The organism is Malonomonas rubra DSM 5091, assembly GCF_900142125.1.
GTDB classification, from domain to species: domain Bacteria; phylum Desulfobacterota; class Desulfuromonadia; order Desulfuromonadales; family Geopsychrobacteraceae; genus Malonomonas; species Malonomonas rubra.
The window spans coordinates 1-22,171 of the sequence record NZ_FQZT01000015.1; the positions used below are offsets into that span (position 1 = coordinate 1).

Here is a 22,171-nt window from a genome sequence, read left to right on the forward strand (position 1 = left end):
CGATAAAGAGGCCAATGCTGTTATCGAGTTTCCCTTGCTTTTTTGCTTCATCAGCAACAACAGATAAACCTTTCAGAGAGAAAACCAGCAGATCCTGCAGATTCGCGGTATCCTCTTTTTTGCCGCAAACCCCAGCAATATTACAACCGGTCCCCTTCGCAGCTTCCTGACATTGAAAACAAAACATGCTCATGAAATGTGCTCCTTTCATTCCGTTTTAAAAGTGATTGGTTTTTAACTGTAACCTCAATCAGTGAGTATTCAATCTTTGTAAGAGATTATCCCATAGCTTTTGAAGAAAACATTTGACCTGGGTCAACAGACAATGAAAATCACTGTTGTCGCTCGTAAGCCTCCACCAGCTGGCAATATCTCTCTTCCAACCCTGGGGTCTGTTCTTCTGCCTGATCGTAGGCGGCTAACATCCTTTCACGCACATCTTCCGGCAGAACCCGCTCTGCCAGCGGATAGAGGATGGTGTCTTCCTTGTCGATGTGACCGCGTAGCAGCCCGGCATAGCCCCTGGCATTTTCAGCGATCAGCGGAATCTGCCCCGGTTCGCCGGCCAATGCCTTCTGCGCTGCCTCTTCCAGACCACGGACGAAGGCCCGTCCCTGCTCATGTTCCATCTGCATCGCCTCGATCGGCGACTGTTTTGCCGGCATGCCGTTTTTCACCAGCTCGACGAACAGCACGTCCTCTTCCTTGGCGTGATGGAAGCGGTCGGCATAGTTGCGGATGAAGTCGACCGCATCAAGAAAGAACTGCCAGTTGCGGAATTTGCCCTGCCCCATCAGCTCGGTGTTCTGCTCCACCAAGGTGATCATCCGCAGGATCAGCTGGTGCTCGTCGCTCATCACCTGGGTGACATTGGTTTTCATCAGTTTCTCCTCTCGCCGTCGACGCCGATCACTACGATCTCCAGCGGCACATCCTTGCCCGACTGGGCGATCGCCTGCTGAGCAAACATTCTCAAGCCACCACAGCAAGGAACTTCCATGATGGTCACTGTCACCGACTGGATATCATTCTGACTGATCATTGCTGCCAGTTTATCGACGTAGGGGCTGGTATCGTCCAGCTTCGGGCAGGCGTTGACCAGCACCTTCCCCTTGATAAAGTCGCGATGGAACTCAGCATAAGCGAAGGGGGCACAGTCGGCGGCGATCAGCAGATGTGCATTCTGCAGGTAAGGTGCTGAAGGCGGCACCAGGTGCAACTGGGTCGGCCACTGACGCAGTTCCGAGCCGATCCGGCCGGTTTGAGTGTTGTCGTTGTTATCCTTTTTTTCCACGGTGCGCACCTGGGAACCAGGGCAGCCACAAGCGAGATTTTTCATGATTTAAGCTCCTTTATTCTCTAAATATGCGAGGATTTCTTTTTCAATTTCCGCTTCTATTTCGTCACCCAGGGCATGGATGCTGACCACGTCATTGACCAGGCAGATGCCGACGCCGCAGGTGACGCAGCCGATGTCGTACTTTTCCAGCAGTTCCCCAATGAAGGGGTGCTGCTCGATGGTTTTGTTGATCGGCTGGTCGCCGATGCCGTCTGGAAGTTTCATCTCGTGCTCCTTTTGATGTCTTGATGAGCCGATAATATGCAAAGACCCAGATCAAAAACATGACCTGGGTCAATACCTGACGAAAAAAGTCAGACAAGCGAAAATTCCGTCTAAGTCTTGTAGGAATAACCGGTGATGGGAAACTATATTTTTGCGATCTCGTTCGTACCTAATCCTTATCACCCGGCCAGTAGTTCATACAGTAGATGCACTGCTCTACTCCACGGGGAATGGTGTCACGTAATTTTTCATTCTCGCGTTTGACGCTACAACGCTTGGGAGTTGGATAACGATGCAATTTGTTGTCTTTGACAAAGTACAGCATAGCTTCACTCCTTTGCTTCAAGCTCCTTGATCCGCTCCCGCAGCTCTTTTTCACGGGCCTTCTGCGCAGTCATATCGCGCATGACCGAGGCGACGCCGAGCATCTCTCCATCATCAGCTTTGATCATAACGATTGAGAAGTCGCAAAACAGGCGATGCCCATCCTTATGGAGCGCCGGCACCGAGAGCAGTTGATCGCCGTACTTGCTGTGTCCCGTCTGCATGGTCGCCGTGTAGCCGTCGTTATGCCGCTGGCGAAGGTTTTCCGGGATAATCAAATCCAGTGACTGGCCGATCGCTTCTTGTGCACTGTAGCCGAAAATCTTCTCCGCCCCCTGGTTCCACAACTGGATAACCCCATCCTGATCGGCAAACAGTATGGCATCAGGTGCGAGGGATACAATCTGTTGGTGGAGAGCATTGCTGTCAATTTTCATATGAATATCCTTCCTTGAATCTGTTCTGTCATCTTTTTCAGCCTCAGGATATTTGGTCTCCAAGTAGTCTTTCAACGCCAGTGAATTATTCCACTTACTTTTAGAACTGTAGACTATGGTCACGTCCCTACCGGTAAAATTAGCCAGCAGCTGCCTCACAGCTTCAGGTCTGCCGTCCAGCTCGTCAAAGTAGCGGTGACGATTCAATCCATGTTCAGCGCTAGCTGCTGCGACTGCTTTGCCATGATGGGTCGACTATAGTCAAAACGAACAACAGAAAACATGACCAGGGTCAATTGCCAACTCTTTTTATCGGGTATTGACTCAGGTCAAACCTCAAAATTTATTTTTAAGCTATCTTTGAAACAGAGAAAAACAACTCATACAGAGGAGAAACGATATGTCAAAAAAAGTTTGGGTTGATAAAGAACAGTGCATCGGTTGCGAACTTTGTGTAAACACCTGCCCTGGAGTGTTCCGCTTAGATGCTGACGGCAAGTCGGAGTGCTATGATTCGACAGGAGATTCTGAAGAGAATATCCAGACGGCAATCGATATGTGTCCAGTTTCCTGCATTCAGTGGCAGGATTAGCGGCCTCTCCAATATTTAAGGTTACCCGTCGTAAGAGAGTAGAGGCGGCGGGTAATTCCAAAAATCGCCAATTCAGTTTTGCAATTAAATTTCCAGCCTGACCAGGCGATTATCATATATTGCAATTTTTGCGAAGTGAACAAAAAAAGAGACGACGAGGGGAGCGGGCAGTCAGTCCCTGTCGCAGTGGTCTTTGCCGAAGAGGTTTACGGGGTTGAGGGAGCTCTTCAGGTCCTGTTTAGCCTGGTCGATCTTGCGGTGGGTGCGGAAGATCCGACCGAGGAACTCACCGGTTTTCCCCGCGCCAAGGACGAAGCAAAGCAGCAGAGCAAGAATACCTATTTCCATGTATCCAAAGCCTAACATGTTCCTCTCCTTTTCTACGGTTAAGGCCATTAACTTACTCGAAGTGTCAGCGGTAGACAAGCGGGATCGGTAGGGCCGTCTCAGCTGGTAGACGGCAGACAGAAATGTCCGCTTCAGGCCTCTATTCCCGTCAATGACGCACCCGTATCTACTTGCATATATATACCACCGCAACTACACTCCGCACCAATCGAGCTCTTGCCCTGGAATAAGGATGTCATCTCCACCATGAGTGATCAACAGAACAAAGACCCACTGCACGGTATAACCCTGGAACAGATAGTCACTGCCCTGGTTGAATATTACGGTTGGGATGAGTTGGGCGAACTGATCGATATTCGCTGTTTCAACAACGACCCGTCGGTAAAGTCGAGTCTTAAATTCTTGCGTAGAACTCCATGGGCACGAAAGCAGGTTGAAGACCTCTATCTGTTCGTCAAACGAATGGATTGATTTCCCCGTGATGAAGGAATTACACCTTTTCACTGACGGCAGTGTGGATACTAAGTCGAAAATCGGCTACGGAGCCTACCTTTTGGTCGCTGAAGCCGGGTTTACTTTGGACGGATTGAACAAGCAGGTCAAAGTACGGCGATTTGAGCAGACCTCATCGACCAGGCTGGAACTTCAGACTCTGCTGTGGGCACTGGATGAGGTTAAAACTGAAGGTTGCCGGCTGACAGTCTATAGCGATTCGCAAAACATTATTAACCTGCCGGGACGGCGTAAGCGCTTGGAAGCGAATGATTTTCGCTCGAAACAAAATCGGCAGCTCAAATACCACCAGCTCTACCGGGATTTTTACTGCCTGACCGATCAGCTGAATTGTCTCTTTGTTAAGGTCCGCGGTCATCAAGCTGCAAAACAGGAAAACTTTGCCGATCGCCTGTTCCCTCTGGTCGACAGAGCAGCAAGAAAAGCGTTACGAGAAGATAAAAAGCTCACAGCCCAGCCGGCAAAGGACAAATAATGGCGCTTAGTTCCACGATTTTTAAAGCTACCGTGCAAATCTCCGACATGGACCGCAATTACTATGCTGAACATCTGTTGACCTTGGCGCGCCATCCTTCGGAAACCGATGAGCGAATGATGGTACGACTCCTCGCTTTTGTCCTGCACGCCGATGATCAGCTCAGCTTCACCAAAGGTTTATGCGCTGACGAAGAACCGGATCTTTGGCAGATGAGTTTAACAAATGAGATTGAGCTGTGGATCGATGTTGGCCTGCCGGACGAACGTCGGCTGCGCAAAGCCTGCGGCCGGGCCAAGCAGGTTTATTTATACAGCTATGGCGGTCGCGGGGCCGATCTGTGGTGGCAACGGAATGTGGAGAAACTGCAACGCTTCGATAATCTCAGCGTTGTTGAACTACCTGAGGCGGCTTGCAAAGAGATGACCAGGATGGTGCAGCGCAACATGCAGTTACAGTGCACCAGGCAGGATGGTGAGATCTGGCTGACCAATGGCGAGTCAACCTGCAGCATTGCTCCACTACCACGGAAAATGCAGGATTAGTACCCGGCCGGACCAATCATCTACTCAGGACAGAGAAACAGACCTATGCCATTTTCTACCCTCGGACTTTCTGAACCAATCCTGCGTGCTATTGCTGAAAGTGGCTACAGTAAACCGACACCGATTCAAAGCAAGACCATCCCTGCGGTCCTTGCCGGCAAGGATTTGATGGCCGCAGCCCAGACCGGAACCGGCAAGACGGCCGGTTTTATCCTGCCGCTGCTGCAGCGACTGAGCGATGGCCCCAAAGTAAAGGCGAACCATGTTCGCGCCCTGGTGTTAACTCCGACCCGCGAACTGGCCGAGCAGGTTGCCCAAAACACCGCCAGCTATAGTAAATATCTGCCGCTGAAATCGAGCGTTGTCTACGGTGGCGTGAAGATTAATCCGCAGATGATGAAACTGCGTGGCGGAGTCGATCTCCTGGTGGCGACACCGGGCCGGTTGCTCGATCTGGCCAGCAAGAACGCAATTAAGTTTGCCCAGCTCGAAACCCTGGTGCTGGATGAAGCCGACCGGATGCTCGACATGGGCTTCAGTGACGAAATTAATAAAATCATAGCACTGCTGCCGAACAAACGGCAGACCCTGCTTTTTTCGGCAACCTTTTCCGACGACATCCGCAAACTCAGCAAACGCTTGCTAAACAACCCACTGCAGATCGATATCAGCCCCCGAAATTCTACGGCAAAAAGCGTGAAGCAATGGGTCTACGAGGTCGACAAAAGTAAAAAGCCAGCGCTGCTCAGCCACCTGATCCGCAACAGAAATTGGTCACAAGTACTGGTTTTTACCAACACAAAAAAAGGCGCCGATGAGCTGGTTCGAAAACTGAAGAGTGACAATCTCTCTGCCGTCGCAATCCATGGCGACAAAAGCCAGGGCTTGCGCACCCGGGCGCTGAAGGATTTCAAAACCAACAAAACCCGAATACTGGTTGCGACCGACATCGCAGCGCGCGGTCTCGATATAAGCGAGTTGCCGCATGTGATTAATTTCGACCTGCCCAAAGTGGCCGAGGACTATATCCACCGCATCGGCCGCACCGGCCGGGCCGGGCTGCAGGGCGAAGGAATTTCACTTGTCAGTGCGGACGAGGTCAAAAATCTCGCAGCCATCGAATCCTTGATCAAACAGACTCTGACCCGTGAAGTCGAAACCGGCTTTGTCCCAACCCACAAAGTCCCTTTGACCAGACAGACCCAAGCGCGGCAGAAGAAACCTAAAAAGGCAAAGTTAAAACAAAGGCCGGCTGGTGGGCGGAGCGATTCCACAAAATCCAAAACTACGGAAGAAAAGCCTAGCCGAAGAGGCAAGCGGCAGGAAGAAGATATCCAAAAAGGCAGAAACAGACCGCGGCGTGATCGCAAAACGGACCAAACTGACAAAGGTACAACAGCAAAGCTGAGGCGTGGGAGTACTCGAAAGGTTACGAGGGCTAGATCACCTCAGAAGTAATTAATTATTCTCAAGTTTTGCGACTTTCGATAACGCAATCATCAGTGTGATTCATCTTTTACGGAAAGCTGAGTTTCCACGTCCATGCTCTCGTGGAGGACACGGACAATTTCAATCGTTGTGGAAGAGCTGCTTCGATAGTAGATGACATGGCTTCCCGTATGGAACTTGCGATAGCCGGTTTTTACATCATTTATAGTCCCGCCCGATCAAAGGGTGCCTACGAGCTTGTGAAAACTGACATCCAGCAGTTCAAGATATTTATTCCGCTGCTCCCGTCCCCAACGTTGTTGGGTGAAGCGAGCAATATCTTTCAGATCCGCCTTGGCTTTTTCGGTCAGAGTAAATGCGGACATTATTTCAGATCTTCAGCATCCAGCTCTTGAATCAAACCTTCCGGCGAATATTCTGCTGTTCCGCTGGCTTCCCCTTCAGCCAAGGCTTTTCGCAGAACTGACAGTTTGGCTTCTTTTTCTTCAAGCAATCGCAGACCAGCTCGAATGGCCTCACTGACTGATCCATAATGCCCGGCAGCAACCTGCTGACCGATAAATTTTTCAAAGTGAGGTCCAAGGGTGACACTCGTATTTTTGGGCATAACTATACCTCCTCAAAATCGATAGTATTATTATTTAATACTTATCGGTATCAATCAAGAGGAATATCACAGCACCCCTTCAGGGGAGAGAGGAGGTAAATCATGATTGTTGGTCAAAAGGTTGGATACGCACGCTTCAGTACCATTGCCCAGGACTTAGGTGTCTGGGTTCCAGTCGTTTCCCAGTCTTTCCCGAAATATCCCTTCTTTCGATTTGCAGCGATGCTCTTCTCGGCACGATCAATTATATGAAAACTTTGTAAAACCTTCAAGTTGCATAAATTTTAATTAAATAAGTGGGTGCAAAAAGGCCGTTTAAACAGGTTTTTTCGGCCACCTGCACCATGTGTAAAAAATCTATTCTGAGTCCTAGGTCGCCCCTCCCCACGTTTTCTGGGCGAGGGGGGATAAGTCAACTGTAACCTTTTCGCGCAAGGGAGCTCAGGATGAATACATTCAAGTTGGTAATTAATCTCGCAGGTCATATTTTGACGAATCGGTCATTGTCCGCCTTGGCAGATTTGATGACGAAGATACAGGCGTTTGATCAATCGTTGCTTGAAAACGGAACAATAGACCTTGGGGTAGAACATATCCTGTATCCGGAATTGACTGGAAATAAGTGTGAATTTACTGTTCAAGTTAATCTCAAAACAGATGAGTCTAAACTTGAATTTGTTGAAATAAAGAAAATAAAGGACATTTACGATTATCTTGAAAATTCACGTAAGATCATTCTTGAAAAGCTACTTTCAGCAACAAGTGAATCTGATTTTGATTTTGCTCATAATCAACTTGATGAAACAGCAAAAAAATTGAAAGAAAAAATTAACCATACGTTCATTCCTAATGAATCGAGAATAGTCAGGAATGCAATGGATTTGGTGAGTCTTAATAAAATATTTAATAATTTTATTTTATGTATGGAGACGTAAAAAGTAATCTGGAAAAAACTGGAACTGAAATAATAATAAGTAATGAAATGCCTCGTGTTTTTGATGATGAAAAAATACTTGTTGAGTCAGAAGCATACGATAAGAATCTTATCATTGCATACCCAAATATGTTGAACAAAACTGGGAAGTGGCATTTTAAAGTCGATGGTAGGAATTTACGTTGTTACATTAAGGACTTCAGTTGGGTTGATAATCTTTTTGAGCATGGTGAGCCTAAATTTGTTCCACAGCAATATATGCAAGCTACGCTGAAAAATGGTCCTGTCGGCCAGAAAGGCAAGATCGAACCGTATATCGTGAAGGTTCACAAAGTCATGAAGAGTTTCGATAGCCAACTGAAACTATCATTGGCTGCTTAGTTTTTTAGATTGATGCAACAGAAGGTCAAGGGCAAATATAAACCCTGGACTCATGCGAGGTCGGCGGGCAGTCGTAAGCCGCTCTGCAGTGATTTTTTTTGCGGAGATGATCAGCGTGGTGATGCCGCGCGCTGCTACACCCTCCTGATTCGCTTCTTCGTCTATGACAATAGTGCAGTTGAACTTATTTTCCCAATATTTTTTATAATGCTCGTGCTGACGTTTTTTCTGCCTACGCCTGGGATGGTATTTCACCAGGATTTGTTGGTGATGAATATTGCACAAATAGAGGAGTGATTGAATCTGTTCAACCTGGCTCTTATGGGTATAGTTGATGCCTCCCCAGCGTCCCGGATAGTTAGCAATGGCATGTCGGATGATGGGCAGGTAGGTTTTCAGTTCCTGCCACTTACAGGCTGCGATGCAACTGTAGACCTGCTCTGCCAGTGGCCAATTTACACGGTCTGGTAGCTTGCGCGCGTGCAGATAACCTGCTGCGGCAGGATCGTCCGTACTTAAAAAATCAGACAGTGCTTGATCCCAAGATGGCAACCATAAAGCGGTTGAGGTTTCCTTGCGAACCCCTCGCTTGATCGGTGTCGCCAGTGCCATTGTGGGATGGCGTAAACGCTGACTTTGTTTACGGGCCTGGGACTTGACGATCGCCAGAAGTGGATGGTTCTCCATATTGTTGTCGAGGTGATAAAAGACCGTGGAGGGACTCAGTCCGGAGATTTCTGATAATGATTTGTAGTCGATATCGCGTGAATTGATAACGTGCCTAAGATGATATCCGAGAAGCCAGTCGGTGAGGTGGACGTAATGTTTGTAGGTCGTCCGGGGACTATTGTGCCCAGCCAGCAGGGATATCGGCCAAAGGGTGTTTGGGTAGCCTTCTTTGCCGAATAGCGTGTCTTTGAGTTGCTTCTGCCGCTGCTCACTGAAATCGGGATGGTCGAAAAGATCAAAGCCCTCGAAGTTGATATCATCGCGTAACATCAGCAGAATGGTCAATTGACTAAAGCATGTGTGCCGGAGAGAATAAAATCGCAATGTTTGGTCCCCAGTCAGGTCTCGGAGAGTCTGACGAATAGGTTCAAAGATTTCATCGTCTGACAGCATGCCAGCTCTTCTTTTCGGGAAGTGTAGAAAAATCTCATTTCCCCATGCCTTGTACTCTTTTTCCCGTTGGCGATAAAAAGTCACGAAAAATTCGAGTTCTTCTTGGCTTAGAAGGGACAGTGGGACCCGTCGTCGGCCAGCAAAAGTTTTAGTGCGAAAGAAATAAGAGTTGCGGATCAGTAGTTCCGCCTGTGGGTGCAGTAGAATATCCCTAAGGCGTAACGCCTGAATTTCACTGGGCCTTAGACCCAATCTGTATCCCAGAATCGTGGCGATAATGTGAATCGTTTGCCAGCGATCCGGGTTTTCCCCCCAGCCTAGATGACGAAGAAGCGCAGTGTAGATAGCCGGTGTAATGACATTGGCGTCAACATTGACCGGAGAGCCCTCTAGTCCTCCAAATAATTCAGCAAAATCGAGTTTTGGGAGCTCATGGAAATATCTTAGATAGCCGTGGAAATACTCCAGTCTGTGTGCATTGTACCTCCTGCTGTTTTTTCGCAGATTGACATTTTCGTAGAGGAGTTCGAGATCTATCGGATCGAGGATGTAGAGGTCATGAAGTTCGCTCACGGCTAAAAATTCAACGCCGATTTCTTTCAGGTATCGGTAGACGCTACTGATCGCCAAGGGCTCTTTTTTTAGCCGTCCTTCGAGAGGTGATTGGCGGTTATTGAGCAGTTGTTCGGCCCAGCCAAGTAACATCTGCATTGCAATTGACATCTGTTTTTTGTGTTTGTTCTTAAACCTGGTAATAATTTTAAGGCCATCATCTGTGGTGAGAACTTTATCGAGCCGTTTAGGGTTGATCTGAGTAATAAAACTTTTAAAGAGCTTAATCTGTTCCTCTTTGCGGGCATCCTCTCCGTTGGTTGCGCGCAGTGGTTTGAAATTAGAAGGTTTAAAGTCTTTGTCAGCAGCTTGAGGCCGGCCGATGGGGATTGTCCTACCAGTGATGGTCCGCAACCAGACCCGGGTTGGCAGGGAGGTGCTCAGGATGTCTCCTCGGGCATAGCCGGCCAGTACGCCTGGGAGGATTCCGGTGCAGCGATCAAACGCCCATTTAAGGAGTTCGCTCTGTGTACGGGGTAAGCTGACACCAGGGGCTTTTAAGCGGTCAAGGTAGTTGTTTAAAAGTGTCCAGGGGGGTAAGGAGCTATATGTGTCATCAGCTGACTTTAGGTGATTGTAGATGAGCAGTTGGCTTAAAGGATCTGCCAGCCAGCGACGTGTTTGGGCCTGGCCAGCCTGGAGAGTCTCTGCATTTGCGAACTTGGGATAGCGCTCCATCTCCAGCCAAAGCCAACTTTCTTCCTGGTAAATTTCGCGGCTAAGTAACGCCTGGAGCCAGGGACTCAACCATTTGCTGTCGATCAGTCCCCCGTAAAAAATTGCACTTAGTAGCAGTTGGCCCAATCTTTGATCTGCCGGCAGGGATGAGCAATTGGCGAGATCACGATTAAAGGCAGTCAGCAACGGTTGCCATTGGCTACGAGTAGCGAAGTGCGAAGGGGTGATATGATTCTTTTCCCTGTTGATTTTAATCAGAATCGGATTTGTTGGAATATTCCATCCCAGCAAGTGGTTGCCGTAGGCAATCCCTTTCGCGAGGAAGAGCAGCCTTTCACGGTAGGTGGTGCTGACTCCGGTAGTAATCCGGCGCGTGAGGTCATACACGTCCTTGCGAGATAAGTTCAGTTCACCATCAAATCCCTGTAATAGTTGCGGAGCATATTTCTGGAGGATTCCCAGAACTTCCAGTTGCCAATCATTGTAGGCATCCAGAGGGTCATGAGGGCGCTTCGTTTTGTTGGCCGCGACCAGCCAGACATCTGCCGGGTTCATGGCGATAGCCCCGTAATACTTTGCCATCCGCAAGTCGTCAGTATTTTCGATAAATGTGTTTGTAGTTCCAATTGGAAATCGGCCGGATGCAGGGATGAGAGGCTGTTCCATGGTTCCTGGCCATTATGCCAGTGACCTAGGAAACCTTCGACAATCTCTGGAGGACACCGGCTTTCAATCAGCTGATTTTTGATGAAATGCCGGTTACTGTTGGGTGGCATTTTATAACCGTATTTTTCATCAAGCAGAGCCTGAAGCCCTGATGGCGTTAAGTTCACCATCTTGTTTGTCGAGGTCTCCGGAAAGATCAAAAAATCACAGACAATATCTGGCCAGCTTTTGTCACGAAATAAGGCAAATAGTTCGTCGCTGGACAGCCCGACGTGATCGAACAGCGCTCGCAGGTGCTGCTGATAGTGCTGAAGTTGTTCGCGGCAAAGAGGGTGAATCCAGACCTGCCGGGCAGAGTAAAAGTCCGGACCGTCCTTGTCCGAAATGACTGCCATCCCCGTTTCTTGATCCATTTCGTCAGGGTTGAAAAAGCGGTCGTTGACCGCTCGGTAACCTGAGGAATAGGACGTTTGCAGGGCCGTATAGAGAGTGTAGTGATTGTGATAGTTCAGGAGCTTCTGGTGGCTATGTAGATCTGATTTCAGTTTGTCCAGTCTGCTCAGCATGGCCGCCACCAGACTTTTGACGTCATCCGGACGTGGACAGAAGGGGGAGCCTAGATATCTGTCCGGATTGATTGGCTGGGTCCTTCCGGCGGGCACAAAATCAATCTGTAATTGCTCAAAAAGATCAGCACAGAGAGAACGGTAACTTTGTTCCATGGAGGGCCGGTGGGCAACGCTGTAATGCACCCGTGTTGTGGCGAGGTCGATGTTCGTCAGCCCTAAATAAAGAGCGGCTTTCGGTAGATCCACTCCTTCGGTACGAGACAATCGGTTCATTATATACCGGCAGATTCGGGCCGGGCTCAAACGGCAATTTTGGACACGTCGGAGCACGTTGATGACCCGTGCTGTCTGGGCGACGAGCGTGGAACTTGCTGTTGCAAAGGGGGACGCTGTTTGCTCTTTTTCTTTTGGGCGCAGAAAGGCTGTGATCTCTGCGCAGATGTCCGGAAGGGGAAGGAGGCTGTGGCTTGTCACAGGATAGGCTGCCGACCACTCTTTGTGCCAATTGTCTTCGCTCAATTCTGGCCCAGGTGCATAGAGACGGACTACCAGCTCCCCTTGTTCTGTCGAGAATATGCCTTGTGCCAAGTTCGTCGTATTATTATCGTCTGCGGATAAATAGGACAGTTCGGCAATCTCTTTGACGGGCCGGCTAAGAAAGAGGCTGAGGTAGAGAGCGCTTTTGATCTCTGTCGAAACGGGCATCTCCTTGGGGAGGTCAATACGACCTTGGATGAACGCGATGAGCACGGATATGTCGTAGAGACTGGCTTCCTGCCAGGCATAAGGAAGAAGTTGGTTTTCCATAGCCCGTCGGTTCGATTCGATCTTCGCCCAGAAGCAAAGTTCGCGGAATGTTGTGCCTGAGAGGATTTCCTCTGGAATATCGATCGGTATCTCTTCGGCAGGTGGTTGGATTTCATCAGGGTGCCCACCCAGCGAGCGATAGCGATCGGACTCGTCGTCTGTCAGTAGGGTCCGGCGTGATTTGGGGAGGGTTTTGGGGAATATCCTTGTTTTACGCTGGGCGCCCGTGCCTTTTCGGGGAGTTGTCCGAGTCGTTTTTCTTGCTGTCGAAGTGGCGGAGGAAACTGGCTGGGGAGCTTCCTGCGACAGCTCACCGATCACCTGTAGTCGGGGAGCGGTACTCAGTGCCAACTGCTGAAAATAAAGTTTCGACGGGAAAGACTCTTGAGGGAGCTGAAGTAGTTCCTCTTGGAGTTTCAGATTGGTTAAGTCTCTGACTGCCTTGAAGAGATTTAGGTGCGATCCCATATCTTGGCCCAGGTGTCTTGCTGAGAACAAGAGTAGCTGAGCCTGTAGATGACGGAATCCGGGGTTGTTTTCATCTCCCAGGGGTAATAGACCCAGGCAGCTATAAAGAGGGTTTTTGCTCAGCAGGCGGGAGAAAATATCGTGGCGCGACTTTGTGTGGTTGCGAAAAAGGCTGACATATCCTTCTGCTTTGAATTCATTTTTTAATGCAAAGAGTCGCTTCGCTGTTTCTTCGGTTTGAATCAAGGTGGGGGAAATTGCGCCCTGATCACTGTTTAGCTTTGAGATATCAAGAGAGACAGGGAAGACTTTCTCTAATCCCAATAAGAGCTCCATCAAGCCGTTGAGTTCGGGAGGTGCACCGATCAGCCTCAGGAGTTCCATGAGTTGTTCTTGCCCGATTCCGGCTTTTTTTGCTTTTTCCGCTACATTGATGAGAGTGGTAGAAGTCAATCGGGCCTCTCGGCTTTTATCCATTTGTATAGCGTTCCAGTTCGTGTGCTGAGCAAGGCTGCGCGTGTGGTGAAGTTCTGGTTTAATGCAGGGCTGATTTCATCCAGCAGCTCAGGTGGAAGTTTTTCTGAGAGATGGAATATGTCTTTTGTTGGCATCGATGGCGAAAATAGCAATGTGCTCGTCAGGATATCGGTGATTACCAGCTGTTCAATCAGTTCTGGATTAGTCCCTCTCGGTACGATTCCAACCGGGATGCGATCATCTGGATTGAGTCGGCTCGTGAGAAATATCAACAGCCGCTGGTTGCACAGGCATTCATGTTTTGCCGTTACGATCAGCGGGTGGAGCTCAGCCAGTGAAAGTGCTGCTTCGCGAGAAAGAATTTGATGTCCAGATACCCAAGGGGAGACTTTCGGGATCGCAAAAGGGGGAGTGTATTTATCCCATAACTCCCGTATGTGAGGAGGTGGCTTCTTGATTGAGGAAAATGTAAGGTGTTCTCGTTGAATAGAGATCATGTGACCATGATAGGGCAAATATCGTGCTTGTCAATGGCGGAGAATGTCTATTCCGAATTTTAAATGTCATGATCTTGCAAAATGAAAAATAAATTTACTACAAATAATGCCACAAAGTCCTATATGAAGGGATTTTAGGTTATTTTTTATTGTCTTAGCGATCGACCCTACGGAGGCACGAGGTTCGAATCCTCTCGGGCGTGCCATTGATATTAAACGGTTAGCGAATTTTCGCTAACCGTTTTTTCGTTGCTGCCCATCCTGTCTTCTCTCTGTGCCCATATGGTTAAAGCAAGAGAACAACAGATCAAGAAACGGTATATCAATCTATCACACAAATCATTTCTGTCTCATATCTGACAGGCCTGATAATCGACTGAAGCCCAGTGAAGCAAGAATTTCCATTTTGCCGGGCAGGCATGACGTTCGATAGTCTGCGTTCAAGTACTATCTCTGCCAGTCTAGACAATTAGAGAATCAGCTATCAAGCGTCTTCCAGATATCCTGCTGCCTGCAAAGAAAAAAGGAATGCGTACTTGCCATCCATCTTCATTAATTGTTCATGGCGGCCATGTTCTATGATTCGCCCGTTGTCGAACACGAGGATTTGGTCGAATTTCCTCACTGTGGAAAAACGGTGCGATATCAAAATATTCATTTTCCCCTGACTTAGCCTGCGAAAATGTTCGAAAACCGCCGTTTCCGCTGCTGCATCCATGGTTGCTGTTGGCTCATCCAGCACCAAAATATCTGCATCTGCACGCATAAAAGCTCTGGAAAGTGCTATTTTCTGCCACTGACCACCGGATAGTTCCCGACCGCGATTAAACCACTTGCCGAGCTGGGTATCATATCCTTCCGGCAGTTTTTCTATAAACTCGGCTGCCATCCCCCTTTCGGCCGCTTGCTGCCAGCGTTGTCGATCAGCAAAATGATGGACATCACCGATGCCGATATTTTCTCCAACAAGGAATTGATAGCGGCCATAATCCTGAAAAATGACTCCGATCCGTTGCCTGAGCGCTTCGGCGTCCCATTGCTGTAAATCAAGATCATCTAGCAAAATCCGTCCGTTTGTCGGCTGGTATAGACGGGTAAGCAGTTTGATCAAAGTGGTTTTACCGGAGCCATTCTCGCCGACCAGAGCCAGGCTTTCTCCCGGCTTCAGATGGAAACTGATATCCTGTAAAGCTGGTTCTTCAGCATTAGGGTAAGTGAAAGTAACATTTTCAAAGCGGACACCGTCACCAGTCTTTTTCCCTTGACGCAGCCCGCCCTGTTTTTCCGGGATCGATTGTTCGAGATATTCGTAAAGGTTGGACAGGTAGAGGTTGTCCTCGTACATGCCACTGATCGCTTTCAAACAGGAAGAAACAGCTGATTGCCCCTGCCGAAACAGCAACAGGTACATGGTCATCTGGCCAAGGCTGAGGGCACCGCTGATGGCAGATACGGCAATCCAGACATATGCGCCGTAAAAAGCTGCTGTACTGACCAGCCCCAAAGCAAATCCCCAGCAGTCCCGGCGCAGAGTCAGCGCCCGATCTTCGGAAAATATCCGGGCAAAAATATCCCGATAGCGCCCTAGCAGCAAAGGGCCGAGCTGAAACAGTTTGACTTCTTTGGCATAGTCTTCCCGGGCCAGAACCGTTTCAAGATACATCTGCATTCTTGTTTCGGGAGTTCTTCGGCGGAACAGTCGAAACTTATCCCCGGAAAACTTCGCTTCTGATAAGAATTCAGGGATTCCGCCCGACACGAGGATTAAAACAGCCCAGGGCGAAAACTGGAAGAGCAATACGGCATAGCTGCCCAAAGAGATGAGATTCTGCAACAAACCGAAAGTTCCGGTCACAAGACTTAACGGGCGTGTCGAGGCTTCCCTTCTGGCACGCAGCAATTTGTCATAAAATTCTGCGTCTTCAAACTGGGTCAAAGTCAACTGCTGAGCTTTTTCCAGAATCATCAAGCTGATTTTCTGCCCCAGCAAAGCTCTTAACAACGCCTGACATGTTGAGATGCCCCGCTGACAACCAGCCAGGAGAATAACCAGGATGCCTTCACACAGAACATAGAGCATAACCGGATCGGCAAGGACTTCACCTGATTGTTTAAACTGATCCATCGCGGCAACAACGCCATCGACAATCAATTGGCTGACCCAGGCAATACCTGCAGGCAACGCACCTGCAGCCAGCGTTAAAACAGCAAAGACCAGTGCAAGACTGCGGCTTGTCGACCAGACCAGGTGTAATGCTCTGGAACTGTATTGGAGGAGATCCTTGAATCGTTTCGCTGGGGGAGATGTCTCTTTGCTTAGAGAAAGGGAGTTCACCTTTTAGCCTTTCACCACCGCTCTAAACATCAATCAGACAAAAGCTTTTATATTGACTGTTTTCTCTATGCTTCCACGGCGTAAAAAAGAAACCCGATGACCAAGAATCGCGGCCTCGGACATATTGTGAGTCACCAGCAGCATAGTGACACCGGTCTGTTTCTGCAACTCTTTCAATTCGAGCTGCAATTGCGTACGGCTATCCGGGTCGAGGTGGCTTAAAGGCTCGTCCAACAGCAAGGTTCCCGGCAGAAATCCATGTCGTCGATAACGATGGCACGAAAAGCCTTTCGCATAATCCCCCCTCGTAAATCCCCCAAAGCAGCCAAGCAACTGCTCAGCTACGACTGGCCCGGCAATGTCCGGGAACTGCAGAATGTGGTTGAGTATGCGGTAGCACTCGCCACCGAGAACCGAATCGACGTCGACGACCTGCCCGAAGAACTGCGCACCACAATACCTAAGCCTCAGATTTCAGGGAAAATTCTCAGCCTCGAAGAAGTGGAGAGAAACTACATCCTCACCGTGCTGGAGAAAGTTGGCGGCAACAAGACCAAGGCTGCAGAAGCCCTGGGGATCGGCATAGCAACGCTCTATCGCAAACTGAATTCATACAATTCTTGATGAAACATAGAGAGCAGGGAACAGACGACGTGCCAGGGGGAGGGGGAGCGGGCGCTCAGTCCCTGCCGCGGTTGTTTTTGCGGAAGAGATTTACGGGTTTGTGGGAGCTCTTCAGATCCTGTTTGGCCTGATCGACCTTTTGATAGATTCGGAAGATCCGTCCGAGGAGCTTACCGGCTTTACCCGCACCGAGGATAAAGCATAGTAGCAGAACAAGAATACCTATTTCCATGAACCCAAAGCCTAACACGGTCTTTTCCTTTTCTACGGTTAAGGATAATAATTTACTCAAAGTGTCAGTGGTGGGCAAGCTTGATCGGTAGGTCCGTCTAAAATGTATGAACCTGAGAGACGGAAAACTTGCCTGATCGGCGCTATTCACACCCAGCTCAATTAAATTCACGAACCGAACGTTCTCCCGACAAGCCTACTAGTCTGAAATCACATAACTATTACCTCTGGAATTATCTCGAAAGTCCTCTCAAAAGTGCCCCTCGGCTAAACTATCGAAATCACTGTAGCGCCAGGAGGTATATTTTGGCGTTTTAAAATGGAGGTGTGAGATTTAAGTGGGGACTTATGAGCCAAGGAGGGGGAGAGGAGCCAGAGCATGACAAATGGACAACGTGTTGGTTATGCACGGGTCAGTACGACTGGCCAAGATCTCAGCCTACAAAAGGACAGGCTGGCAGACTGTGACAAAATTTTCGAGGAGAAAGCATCAGATGCAAGAGGGACAGTACGGCCTGCACTTGAGGAAGCCATGAACTATGTCAGGGATGGCGATGTTTTTGTTGTTACTAAGCTGGATCGACTGGCGCGTTCCGTCCTTGAGTTGATGCAGATCACTCAGGTCCTCCAGGACAAACAATGTGACTTGCAGGTTCTCGACCAAGAACTCGACACATCAACACCTACTGGCCGCTTGATTTTTCATGTCCTAGCTGTAATCGGTGAGTTTGAACGTGAGTTGATCACCGAACGAGCCAGAGAAGGACGAGAGCGAGCAATGGCAGCGGGAGTGAAATTCGGTCGGAAGCCGAAGCTATCCAAACGGAAAGAGCAAGAGCTTTTAGAGCTGCTCGATTCTGTGGTTATCAGTAAAGAAGAATTGGCTCGCCAGTTTAACGTTTCCAGAGCAACTGTCTATCGCTTGGCCGCGAAACTTGATAAGGAATTTGAAGAGCAAGCACAGGCTAGTTGAAAGCAGGGAGGCTGCACCTAAAATGGCAGCAGCCTCCACTTAAATCACGATATTTGAGAGAAGCCTAAAAGCTTATAAAGCCCCGATTGACTTAGAACCGGGACCCTATGAATTATTCGATAGATTATTCCCTAGCTTTACGCCGGAAGAGAGCCAATCCGCTAATGCCGGCCCCAAGAAGTAGCAATGTGCCTGGTTCAGGAACTGGGTTTGGAGGCGTAGTAGGATCATCCTCGCGCTGATACATCATGGCTCCACTATTTACCTCAAAGCTCAACTGCAGCTTTCCGTGAGTTGGTGTGAAATCAAGACTAGCAACATCTAAAGCGAAACTGAAATTTTCATCATAGGGATTTAAATTGAAATCATAAGAAAACTCATTCTCAAAAAGGCTATCTCCTAATGAGTTGGTAAAGTCGGTTTGGAAATTGTCTGGTCCCATAATGATATATGCGTGCTTTTGAAAGGTAGCGTCATATAGATGATAGGTTATTCCGAACCAATATTGCGCAGAACTTTGCTGACTTGTTGCACTCCCTGTAATACTTGAAGAAGTCACTGTATCTATATCAAGGGTCATTACCCAAAACGGAGAGGAAGAAAGACCAGCAGAATTGAATGGTATCTCAATTCCTAGATTTGAGGTATCAGTACGGTTCTGAGTAAAAGCATAGTTTTCACCAGAGTTCAAAACGCTATAAGCGGTCGTATCCAAATATCCTTCAACACCCCCACTTGTACCGAAAATATCGATATTGCTGCTGGCATAATTATCTCCCCCGGTAGAGGTACTGGAAAATGAAGTCGTATCGGGAGGGTAGAGATTGCCTGTGCCTGAAAAGACTTGCTCATCGGACCAATCATTTTCATAAGCATAATGATGTGAGGCAGAATAGCTGCCTTCCGTAGGCATGGAGTTGAGGCTGTCACTGATCGTCCAAGAAAAATTCATTTCTGCATCCGTTATTACAGCGGCAGATGCAAGAAATGGCAAAAAAGTAAAGATGATAATTAAAATTGAGTACAGATTTCTATTCATAATACGACCTCCCGTCTCAACAAACATGAAAAAATTTTTTGGAGAAACTCTCCCCAAAATCAAACTTAAATAAGTAGCGTGGCGGGAAACCAGAAAAAGTAGATAAATTGAATTGAATATTTAGCAAGATGTAGTTTGGTTATTGCAAAAAAAATGCCCATAAATCATTGCAGTATTGTTGGTAGCTTGCCAATATATAAAGGCTATTTATTGTCCTGTGTAAGTTTTTTTTACAGATGTTGAGCAGTTTTTTTTACTCATATGCATGGAGTGATGATATACCAAAATCGCGGGAATGCCTCGACGGCATTTTTCGTAAACTCACTATTCTTGCGACAGAAGCTCCCCTCTAAAATTGAAGTCCGGCCAGGGCTTGTTCCACCGATGATCTCCGTTAAAATTGTATGGAACCTACCAACAAAAGGGGGCGTTATGGTGAAAAATGTCCTTATCATGGGTGCTGCCGGCCGTGATTTTCATGATTACAACACCCTGTTTCGCAACTCGCGGGAGGTGCGGGTAGTCGCCTTCACCGCCACCCAGATCCCTTTGATTGAAAACCGCATCTATCCTCCGGAGTTGGCCGGCAAGCGCTACCCAGAGGGCATTCCCATTTTTGCCGAAGCGCAGCTGCCTGAGCTAATCCATCGCTTAAAGGTCGATCAGGTGGTCTTCGCTTACAGCGACATTTCCTACGCCGACCTTATGCACCGCGCGGCCTTGGTTCAGGCGTGTGGTGCAGATTTCAAGATACCTGGAACGCGGTCCACAATGCTCGCCTCAAAGCGTCCGGTGGTGGCAGTTTGTGCCGTGCGAACCGGTTGTGGCAAGTCGTCAACCACCCGCCATGTCTGCCGAGTTCTTCAGCAGTTGGGAAAACGTTTTGTGATCGTGCGTCACCCCATGCCATATGGGGATTTGAGAAAACAGCGGGTGCAACGCTTTTCCCGCTATGAGGATTTTGACCTGCATCGTTGTACTATCGAGGAACGTGAAGAGTACGAACCGCTCGTCGAGGAGGGATTTATAGTCTATGCCGGAGTCGACTATGCCGCCATTTTGAAAGAGGCAGAAACGGAGGCTGAAGTTATTATCTGGGATGGAGGCAACAACGATACACCCTTTTTCCGGCCCGATGTTCATATCACACTTCTCGATCCACATCGGGCCGGTCATGAGACCCTCTACTACCCAGGGGAGACCAATCTCCGCATGGCGGATATTGCCATCATCAACAAAATCGATAGCGCTGGGCTTGAGAAGGTTGAACAGGTTCGGCGGCAAGTAGAGGCAATCAACCCTGGAGCAACCCTGCTACTGGCTGACTCGAAAGTGGAGCTGGAACAAGGAAAGAACATTAGGGGCAAACGGGTGCTAGTGGTGGAGGACGGACCTTCCCTGACCCACGGCGGGATGCCTTTTGGTGCAGGAGTCGTTGCCGCCAGAGAGCATGGTGCCGCGCAGATTGTTGATCCGCGCCCTTATGCCTGTGGTGCCATTCGTGATACCTACCAGCATTATCCGCATTTGCAGCGGGCATTGCCGGCGATGGGCTATTCGAAAGAGCAGATTGCCGATCTTGAAGCGACTATTACCAGAGCTGACTGCGACCTGGTTCTATTTGCCACTCCCATCGACCTGAGACGGTTGATTCGCATCGACAAGCCAAGTCTCAGGGTCCGTTACCGTTACTCTGACCACGGTGACCCGACATTGTCCGAGGCATTGAAGGCACGCCTTGAGCCTGTTTTGGCGCTGGCTGAAGAGGCGGATAAATGAACAGACGAGGGATGCGCGAGACACTGGTCATCGCCCTGGGGGGAAACGCCCTGATCCGTAAAGGACAGGCAGGAACCATTGAAGAGCAGTTCGCCAACCTCAAGGGACCGATGCAGCAGATTGCTCGGCTTTCAATGGACTTCCGCATCATCATCACTCACGGGAACGGCCCCCAGGTTGGCAACTTGTTGTTGCAGCAAGAGAGTTGCTGTGACGTTCCCAAACTGCCTCTGGAGATTCTCGTAGCTCAAACGCAGGGCCAGCTTGGTTATATGATCGAATCGACCTTGGACACTGAGTTCATGAAAATCAAGGGAGCGCAGAGCAAACAACTGGTCAGCCTGATTAGCTACGTAGTGGTAGATGAGGCCGACCCAGCCTTTCAGAAGCCCTCTAAGCCGGTGGGACCGTCCTATCCCGAAGGAGCCGTTGATTCATTACCTTGGCCTGTGGTCAAGACCGCTAACGGCTACCGACGGGTCGTGGCATCACCTGCACCTGTAACCATCGTCGAAAAGCAGGAAATCCGCAAGCTGGTAGCGATGGATTTTATCGTCATCTGCTGCGGCGGTGGGGGCATTCCGGTGATCAGGGAGGAACGGGGCTTTCACGGTGTCGACGCGGTAATCGACAAAGATCTGGCCAGTGCCAGACTGGCATCCGAAGTGGAGGCGGACGTGCTAGTCATCGCGACTGATGTTGAAGGCGCGGCTCTCAGTTTCGGCCAGCCAGAACAAAAATTTCTACGACATATCAGTTGCGTCCAGGCCGAACAATGGCTGCGTCAGGGTCATTTCCCAGCCGGGTCCATGGGGCCAAAGGTGAAAGCAGCAGTGCAGTTTGTTCGCGAGGGGGGCAAGAGGTCCATTATCACATCCCTTGATGCAATTTGCGAGGCCGTCTCGGGAACAGCCGGAACCGAAATCAGAAAGCATGGCGGCTAAACCTTCGCTAAAAGCACCAAACAAATCAAGAATTGCCACCACGGCGCAGCGATGTTTTCTATTGGCACAGCTGTCCTGCTCTTCCAAAAACCACAAAGATAAACTTTTTCTCATATTAATGCCTACAAATCCACTGTGATCTGCTAGAATATTGATCAGAGCTTTATTTCAGACCAATAAG

23 protein-coding genes and 2 pseudogenes are annotated in these 22,171 nt (G+C 48.9%); 11 read left to right on the forward strand and 14 right to left on the reverse strand.

Going from position 1 to position 22,171, the window contains the following annotated elements:
- From BUB13_RS15230 to BUB13_RS15250, 5 genes and pseudogenes are all read right to left on the reverse strand, one after another.
- Positions 1-193: pseudogene (locus BUB13_RS15230) on the reverse strand (hydroxylamine reductase); the annotation flags it as partial.
- Positions 194-332: 139 nt separating this feature from the next.
- Positions 333-881, reverse strand: a complete 549-nt coding sequence (locus tag BUB13_RS15235) for a hemerythrin domain-containing protein (protein WP_072909632.1) — start codon at positions 879-881, stop codon at positions 333-335.
- On the reverse strand, positions 881-1,339 hold the full coding sequence (locus BUB13_RS15240) for an iron-sulfur cluster-binding oxidoreductase (RefSeq protein ID WP_072909633.1): 459 nt from the start codon (positions 1,337-1,339) through the stop codon (positions 881-883). Before BUB13_RS15240 ends, BUB13_RS15235 begins: the two co-directional genes overlap by 1 nt.
- Before the next feature lie 3 nt (positions 1,340-1,342).
- Complete coding sequence (locus tag BUB13_RS15245; protein ID WP_072909634.1) at positions 1,343-1,564, reverse strand: hypothetical protein; 222 nt, start codon at positions 1,562-1,564, stop codon at positions 1,343-1,345.
- 329 nt (positions 1,565-1,893) lie between these two features.
- Positions 1,894-2,325 carry a PAS domain-containing protein gene (locus BUB13_RS15250; protein WP_072909635.1) on the reverse strand — a complete coding sequence of 144 codons (432 nt, stop codon included), beginning with the start codon at positions 2,323-2,325 and terminating at the stop codon, positions 1,894-1,896.
- A 400-nt stretch (positions 2,326-2,725) separates the two neighbouring features.
- Here BUB13_RS15250 and BUB13_RS15255 point away from each other — a divergent pair, with 400 nt between their 5' ends.
- Positions 2,726-2,917 carry a ferredoxin gene (locus BUB13_RS15255; RefSeq protein ID WP_072909636.1) on the forward strand — a complete coding sequence of 64 codons (192 nt, stop codon included), beginning with the start codon at positions 2,726-2,728 and terminating at the stop codon, positions 2,915-2,917.
- A 171-nt stretch (positions 2,918-3,088) separates the two neighbouring features.
- Here the strand turns inward: BUB13_RS15255 and BUB13_RS18845 are convergent, their stop codons facing one another.
- On the reverse strand, positions 3,089-3,283 hold the full coding sequence (locus tag BUB13_RS18845; protein ID WP_139249402.1) for a hypothetical protein: 195 nt from the start codon (positions 3,281-3,283) through the stop codon (positions 3,089-3,091).
- Positions 3,284-3,511: 228 nt separating this feature from the next.
- Here BUB13_RS18845 and BUB13_RS15265 point away from each other — a divergent pair, with 228 nt between their 5' ends.
- Genes BUB13_RS15265 through BUB13_RS15280 form a run of 4 tightly spaced genes read left to right on the forward strand, consistent with a single transcriptional unit; the run spans position 3,512 to position 6,256 of the window.
- Positions 3,512-3,736: a VF530 family protein gene (locus BUB13_RS15265; RefSeq protein WP_072909638.1), complete on the forward strand. Its 225-nt coding sequence runs from the start codon at positions 3,512-3,514 to the stop codon at positions 3,734-3,736.
- Positions 3,737-3,746: 10 nt separating this feature from the next.
- Positions 3,747-4,253: a ribonuclease HI gene (locus tag BUB13_RS15270; RefSeq protein ID WP_072909639.1), complete on the forward strand. Its 507-nt coding sequence runs from the start codon at positions 3,747-3,749 to the stop codon at positions 4,251-4,253.
- Positions 4,253-4,798, forward strand: a complete 546-nt coding sequence (locus tag BUB13_RS15275) for a YaeQ family protein (protein ID WP_072909640.1) — start codon at positions 4,253-4,255, stop codon at positions 4,796-4,798. The genes BUB13_RS15270 and BUB13_RS15275 overlap by 1 nt, the downstream gene beginning before the upstream one ends.
- 45 nt (positions 4,799-4,843) lie before the next feature.
- The gene (locus tag BUB13_RS15280) at positions 4,844-6,256 is read left to right on the forward strand and encodes a DEAD/DEAH box helicase (protein ID WP_072909641.1); all 1,413 of its coding nucleotides are present in this window, start codon (positions 4,844-4,846) and stop codon (positions 6,254-6,256) included.
- Positions 6,257-6,297: 41 nt separating this feature from the next.
- Here the strand turns inward: BUB13_RS15280 and BUB13_RS19285 are convergent.
- Positions 6,298-6,612: pseudogene (locus BUB13_RS19285) on the reverse strand (type II toxin-antitoxin system RelE/ParE family toxin).
- Positions 6,612-6,854 (reverse strand): type II toxin-antitoxin system ParD family antitoxin, encoded by a 243-nt coding sequence (locus tag BUB13_RS15290; RefSeq protein ID WP_072909642.1) that lies wholly within the window; start codon positions 6,852-6,854, stop codon positions 6,612-6,614. Before BUB13_RS15290 ends, BUB13_RS19285 begins: the two are co-directional and overlap by 1 nt.
- Before the next feature lie 446 nt (positions 6,855-7,300).
- Between BUB13_RS15290 and BUB13_RS15295 the strand changes: the two genes are divergently transcribed.
- Both BUB13_RS15295 and BUB13_RS15300 read left to right on the forward strand, forming a co-directional pair.
- Positions 7,301-7,789 carry a hypothetical protein gene (locus BUB13_RS15295; protein WP_072909643.1) on the forward strand — a complete coding sequence of 163 codons (489 nt, stop codon included), beginning with the start codon at positions 7,301-7,303 and terminating at the stop codon, positions 7,787-7,789.
- Complete coding sequence (locus tag BUB13_RS15300; protein ID WP_072909644.1) at positions 7,774-8,169, forward strand: hypothetical protein; 396 nt, start codon at positions 7,774-7,776, stop codon at positions 8,167-8,169. The genes BUB13_RS15295 and BUB13_RS15300 overlap by 16 nt, the downstream gene beginning before the upstream one ends.
- Here the strand turns inward: BUB13_RS15300 and BUB13_RS15305 are convergent.
- The 5 genes from BUB13_RS15305 to BUB13_RS15320 form a co-directional block, all read right to left on the reverse strand.
- The gene (locus BUB13_RS15305; protein ID WP_139249403.1) at positions 8,155-11,163 is read right to left on the reverse strand and encodes a site-specific integrase; all 3,009 of its coding nucleotides are present in this window, start codon (positions 11,161-11,163) and stop codon (positions 8,155-8,157) included. The genes BUB13_RS15300 and BUB13_RS15305 overlap by 15 nt on opposite strands.
- Positions 11,133-13,568, reverse strand: a complete 2,436-nt coding sequence (locus tag BUB13_RS15310; RefSeq protein WP_072909646.1) for a hypothetical protein — start codon at positions 13,566-13,568, stop codon at positions 11,133-11,135. Before BUB13_RS15310 ends, BUB13_RS15305 begins: the two co-directional genes overlap by 31 nt.
- On the reverse strand, positions 13,541-14,065 hold the full coding sequence (locus BUB13_RS18850; RefSeq protein ID WP_139249404.1) for a hypothetical protein: 525 nt from the start codon (positions 14,063-14,065) through the stop codon (positions 13,541-13,543). Before BUB13_RS18850 ends, BUB13_RS15310 begins: the two co-directional genes overlap by 28 nt.
- A gap of 484 nt (positions 14,066-14,549) precedes the next feature.
- Entirely contained in the window at positions 14,550-16,400 is a 1,851-nt protein-coding gene (locus BUB13_RS15315; protein WP_072909647.1) for an ABC transporter ATP-binding protein, read from the reverse strand.
- Positions 16,401-16,433: 33 nt separating this feature from the next.
- Positions 16,434-16,634, reverse strand: coding sequence for a hypothetical protein (locus BUB13_RS15320; RefSeq protein ID WP_072909648.1), 201 nt, complete (start codon positions 16,632-16,634; stop codon positions 16,434-16,436).
- 24 nt (positions 16,635-16,658) lie between these two features.
- On the opposite strand from BUB13_RS15320, the gene BUB13_RS15325 reads away from it, so the two are divergent.
- A complete protein-coding gene (locus BUB13_RS15325; protein ID WP_244151888.1) occupies positions 16,659-17,024 on the forward strand; it encodes an AAA-type ATPase lid domain-containing protein in 366 nt (121 codons plus the stop codon).
- Positions 17,025-17,634: 610 nt separating this feature from the next.
- Positions 17,635-18,228: a recombinase family protein gene (locus BUB13_RS15335; protein ID WP_072909650.1), complete on the forward strand. Its 594-nt coding sequence runs from the start codon at positions 17,635-17,637 to the stop codon at positions 18,226-18,228.
- A 124-nt stretch (positions 18,229-18,352) separates the two neighbouring features.
- On the opposite strand, the gene BUB13_RS15340 is transcribed toward BUB13_RS15335, so the two are convergent.
- Positions 18,353-19,267: a PEP-CTERM sorting domain-containing protein gene (locus BUB13_RS15340; protein WP_072909651.1), complete on the reverse strand. Its 915-nt coding sequence runs from the start codon at positions 19,265-19,267 to the stop codon at positions 18,353-18,355.
- Between the two features lie 432 nt (positions 19,268-19,699).
- Between BUB13_RS15340 and BUB13_RS15345 the strand changes: the two genes are divergently transcribed.
- Positions 19,700-21,046 carry a cyclic 2,3-diphosphoglycerate synthase gene (locus BUB13_RS15345; protein ID WP_072909652.1) on the forward strand — a complete coding sequence of 449 codons (1,347 nt, stop codon included), beginning with the start codon at positions 19,700-19,702 and terminating at the stop codon, positions 21,044-21,046.
- Positions 21,043-21,990: a carbamate kinase gene (locus BUB13_RS15350; protein WP_072909653.1), complete on the forward strand. Its 948-nt coding sequence runs from the start codon at positions 21,043-21,045 to the stop codon at positions 21,988-21,990. Before BUB13_RS15345 ends, BUB13_RS15350 begins: the two co-directional genes overlap by 4 nt.
- Positions 21,991-22,171 lie beyond the last annotated feature (181 nt).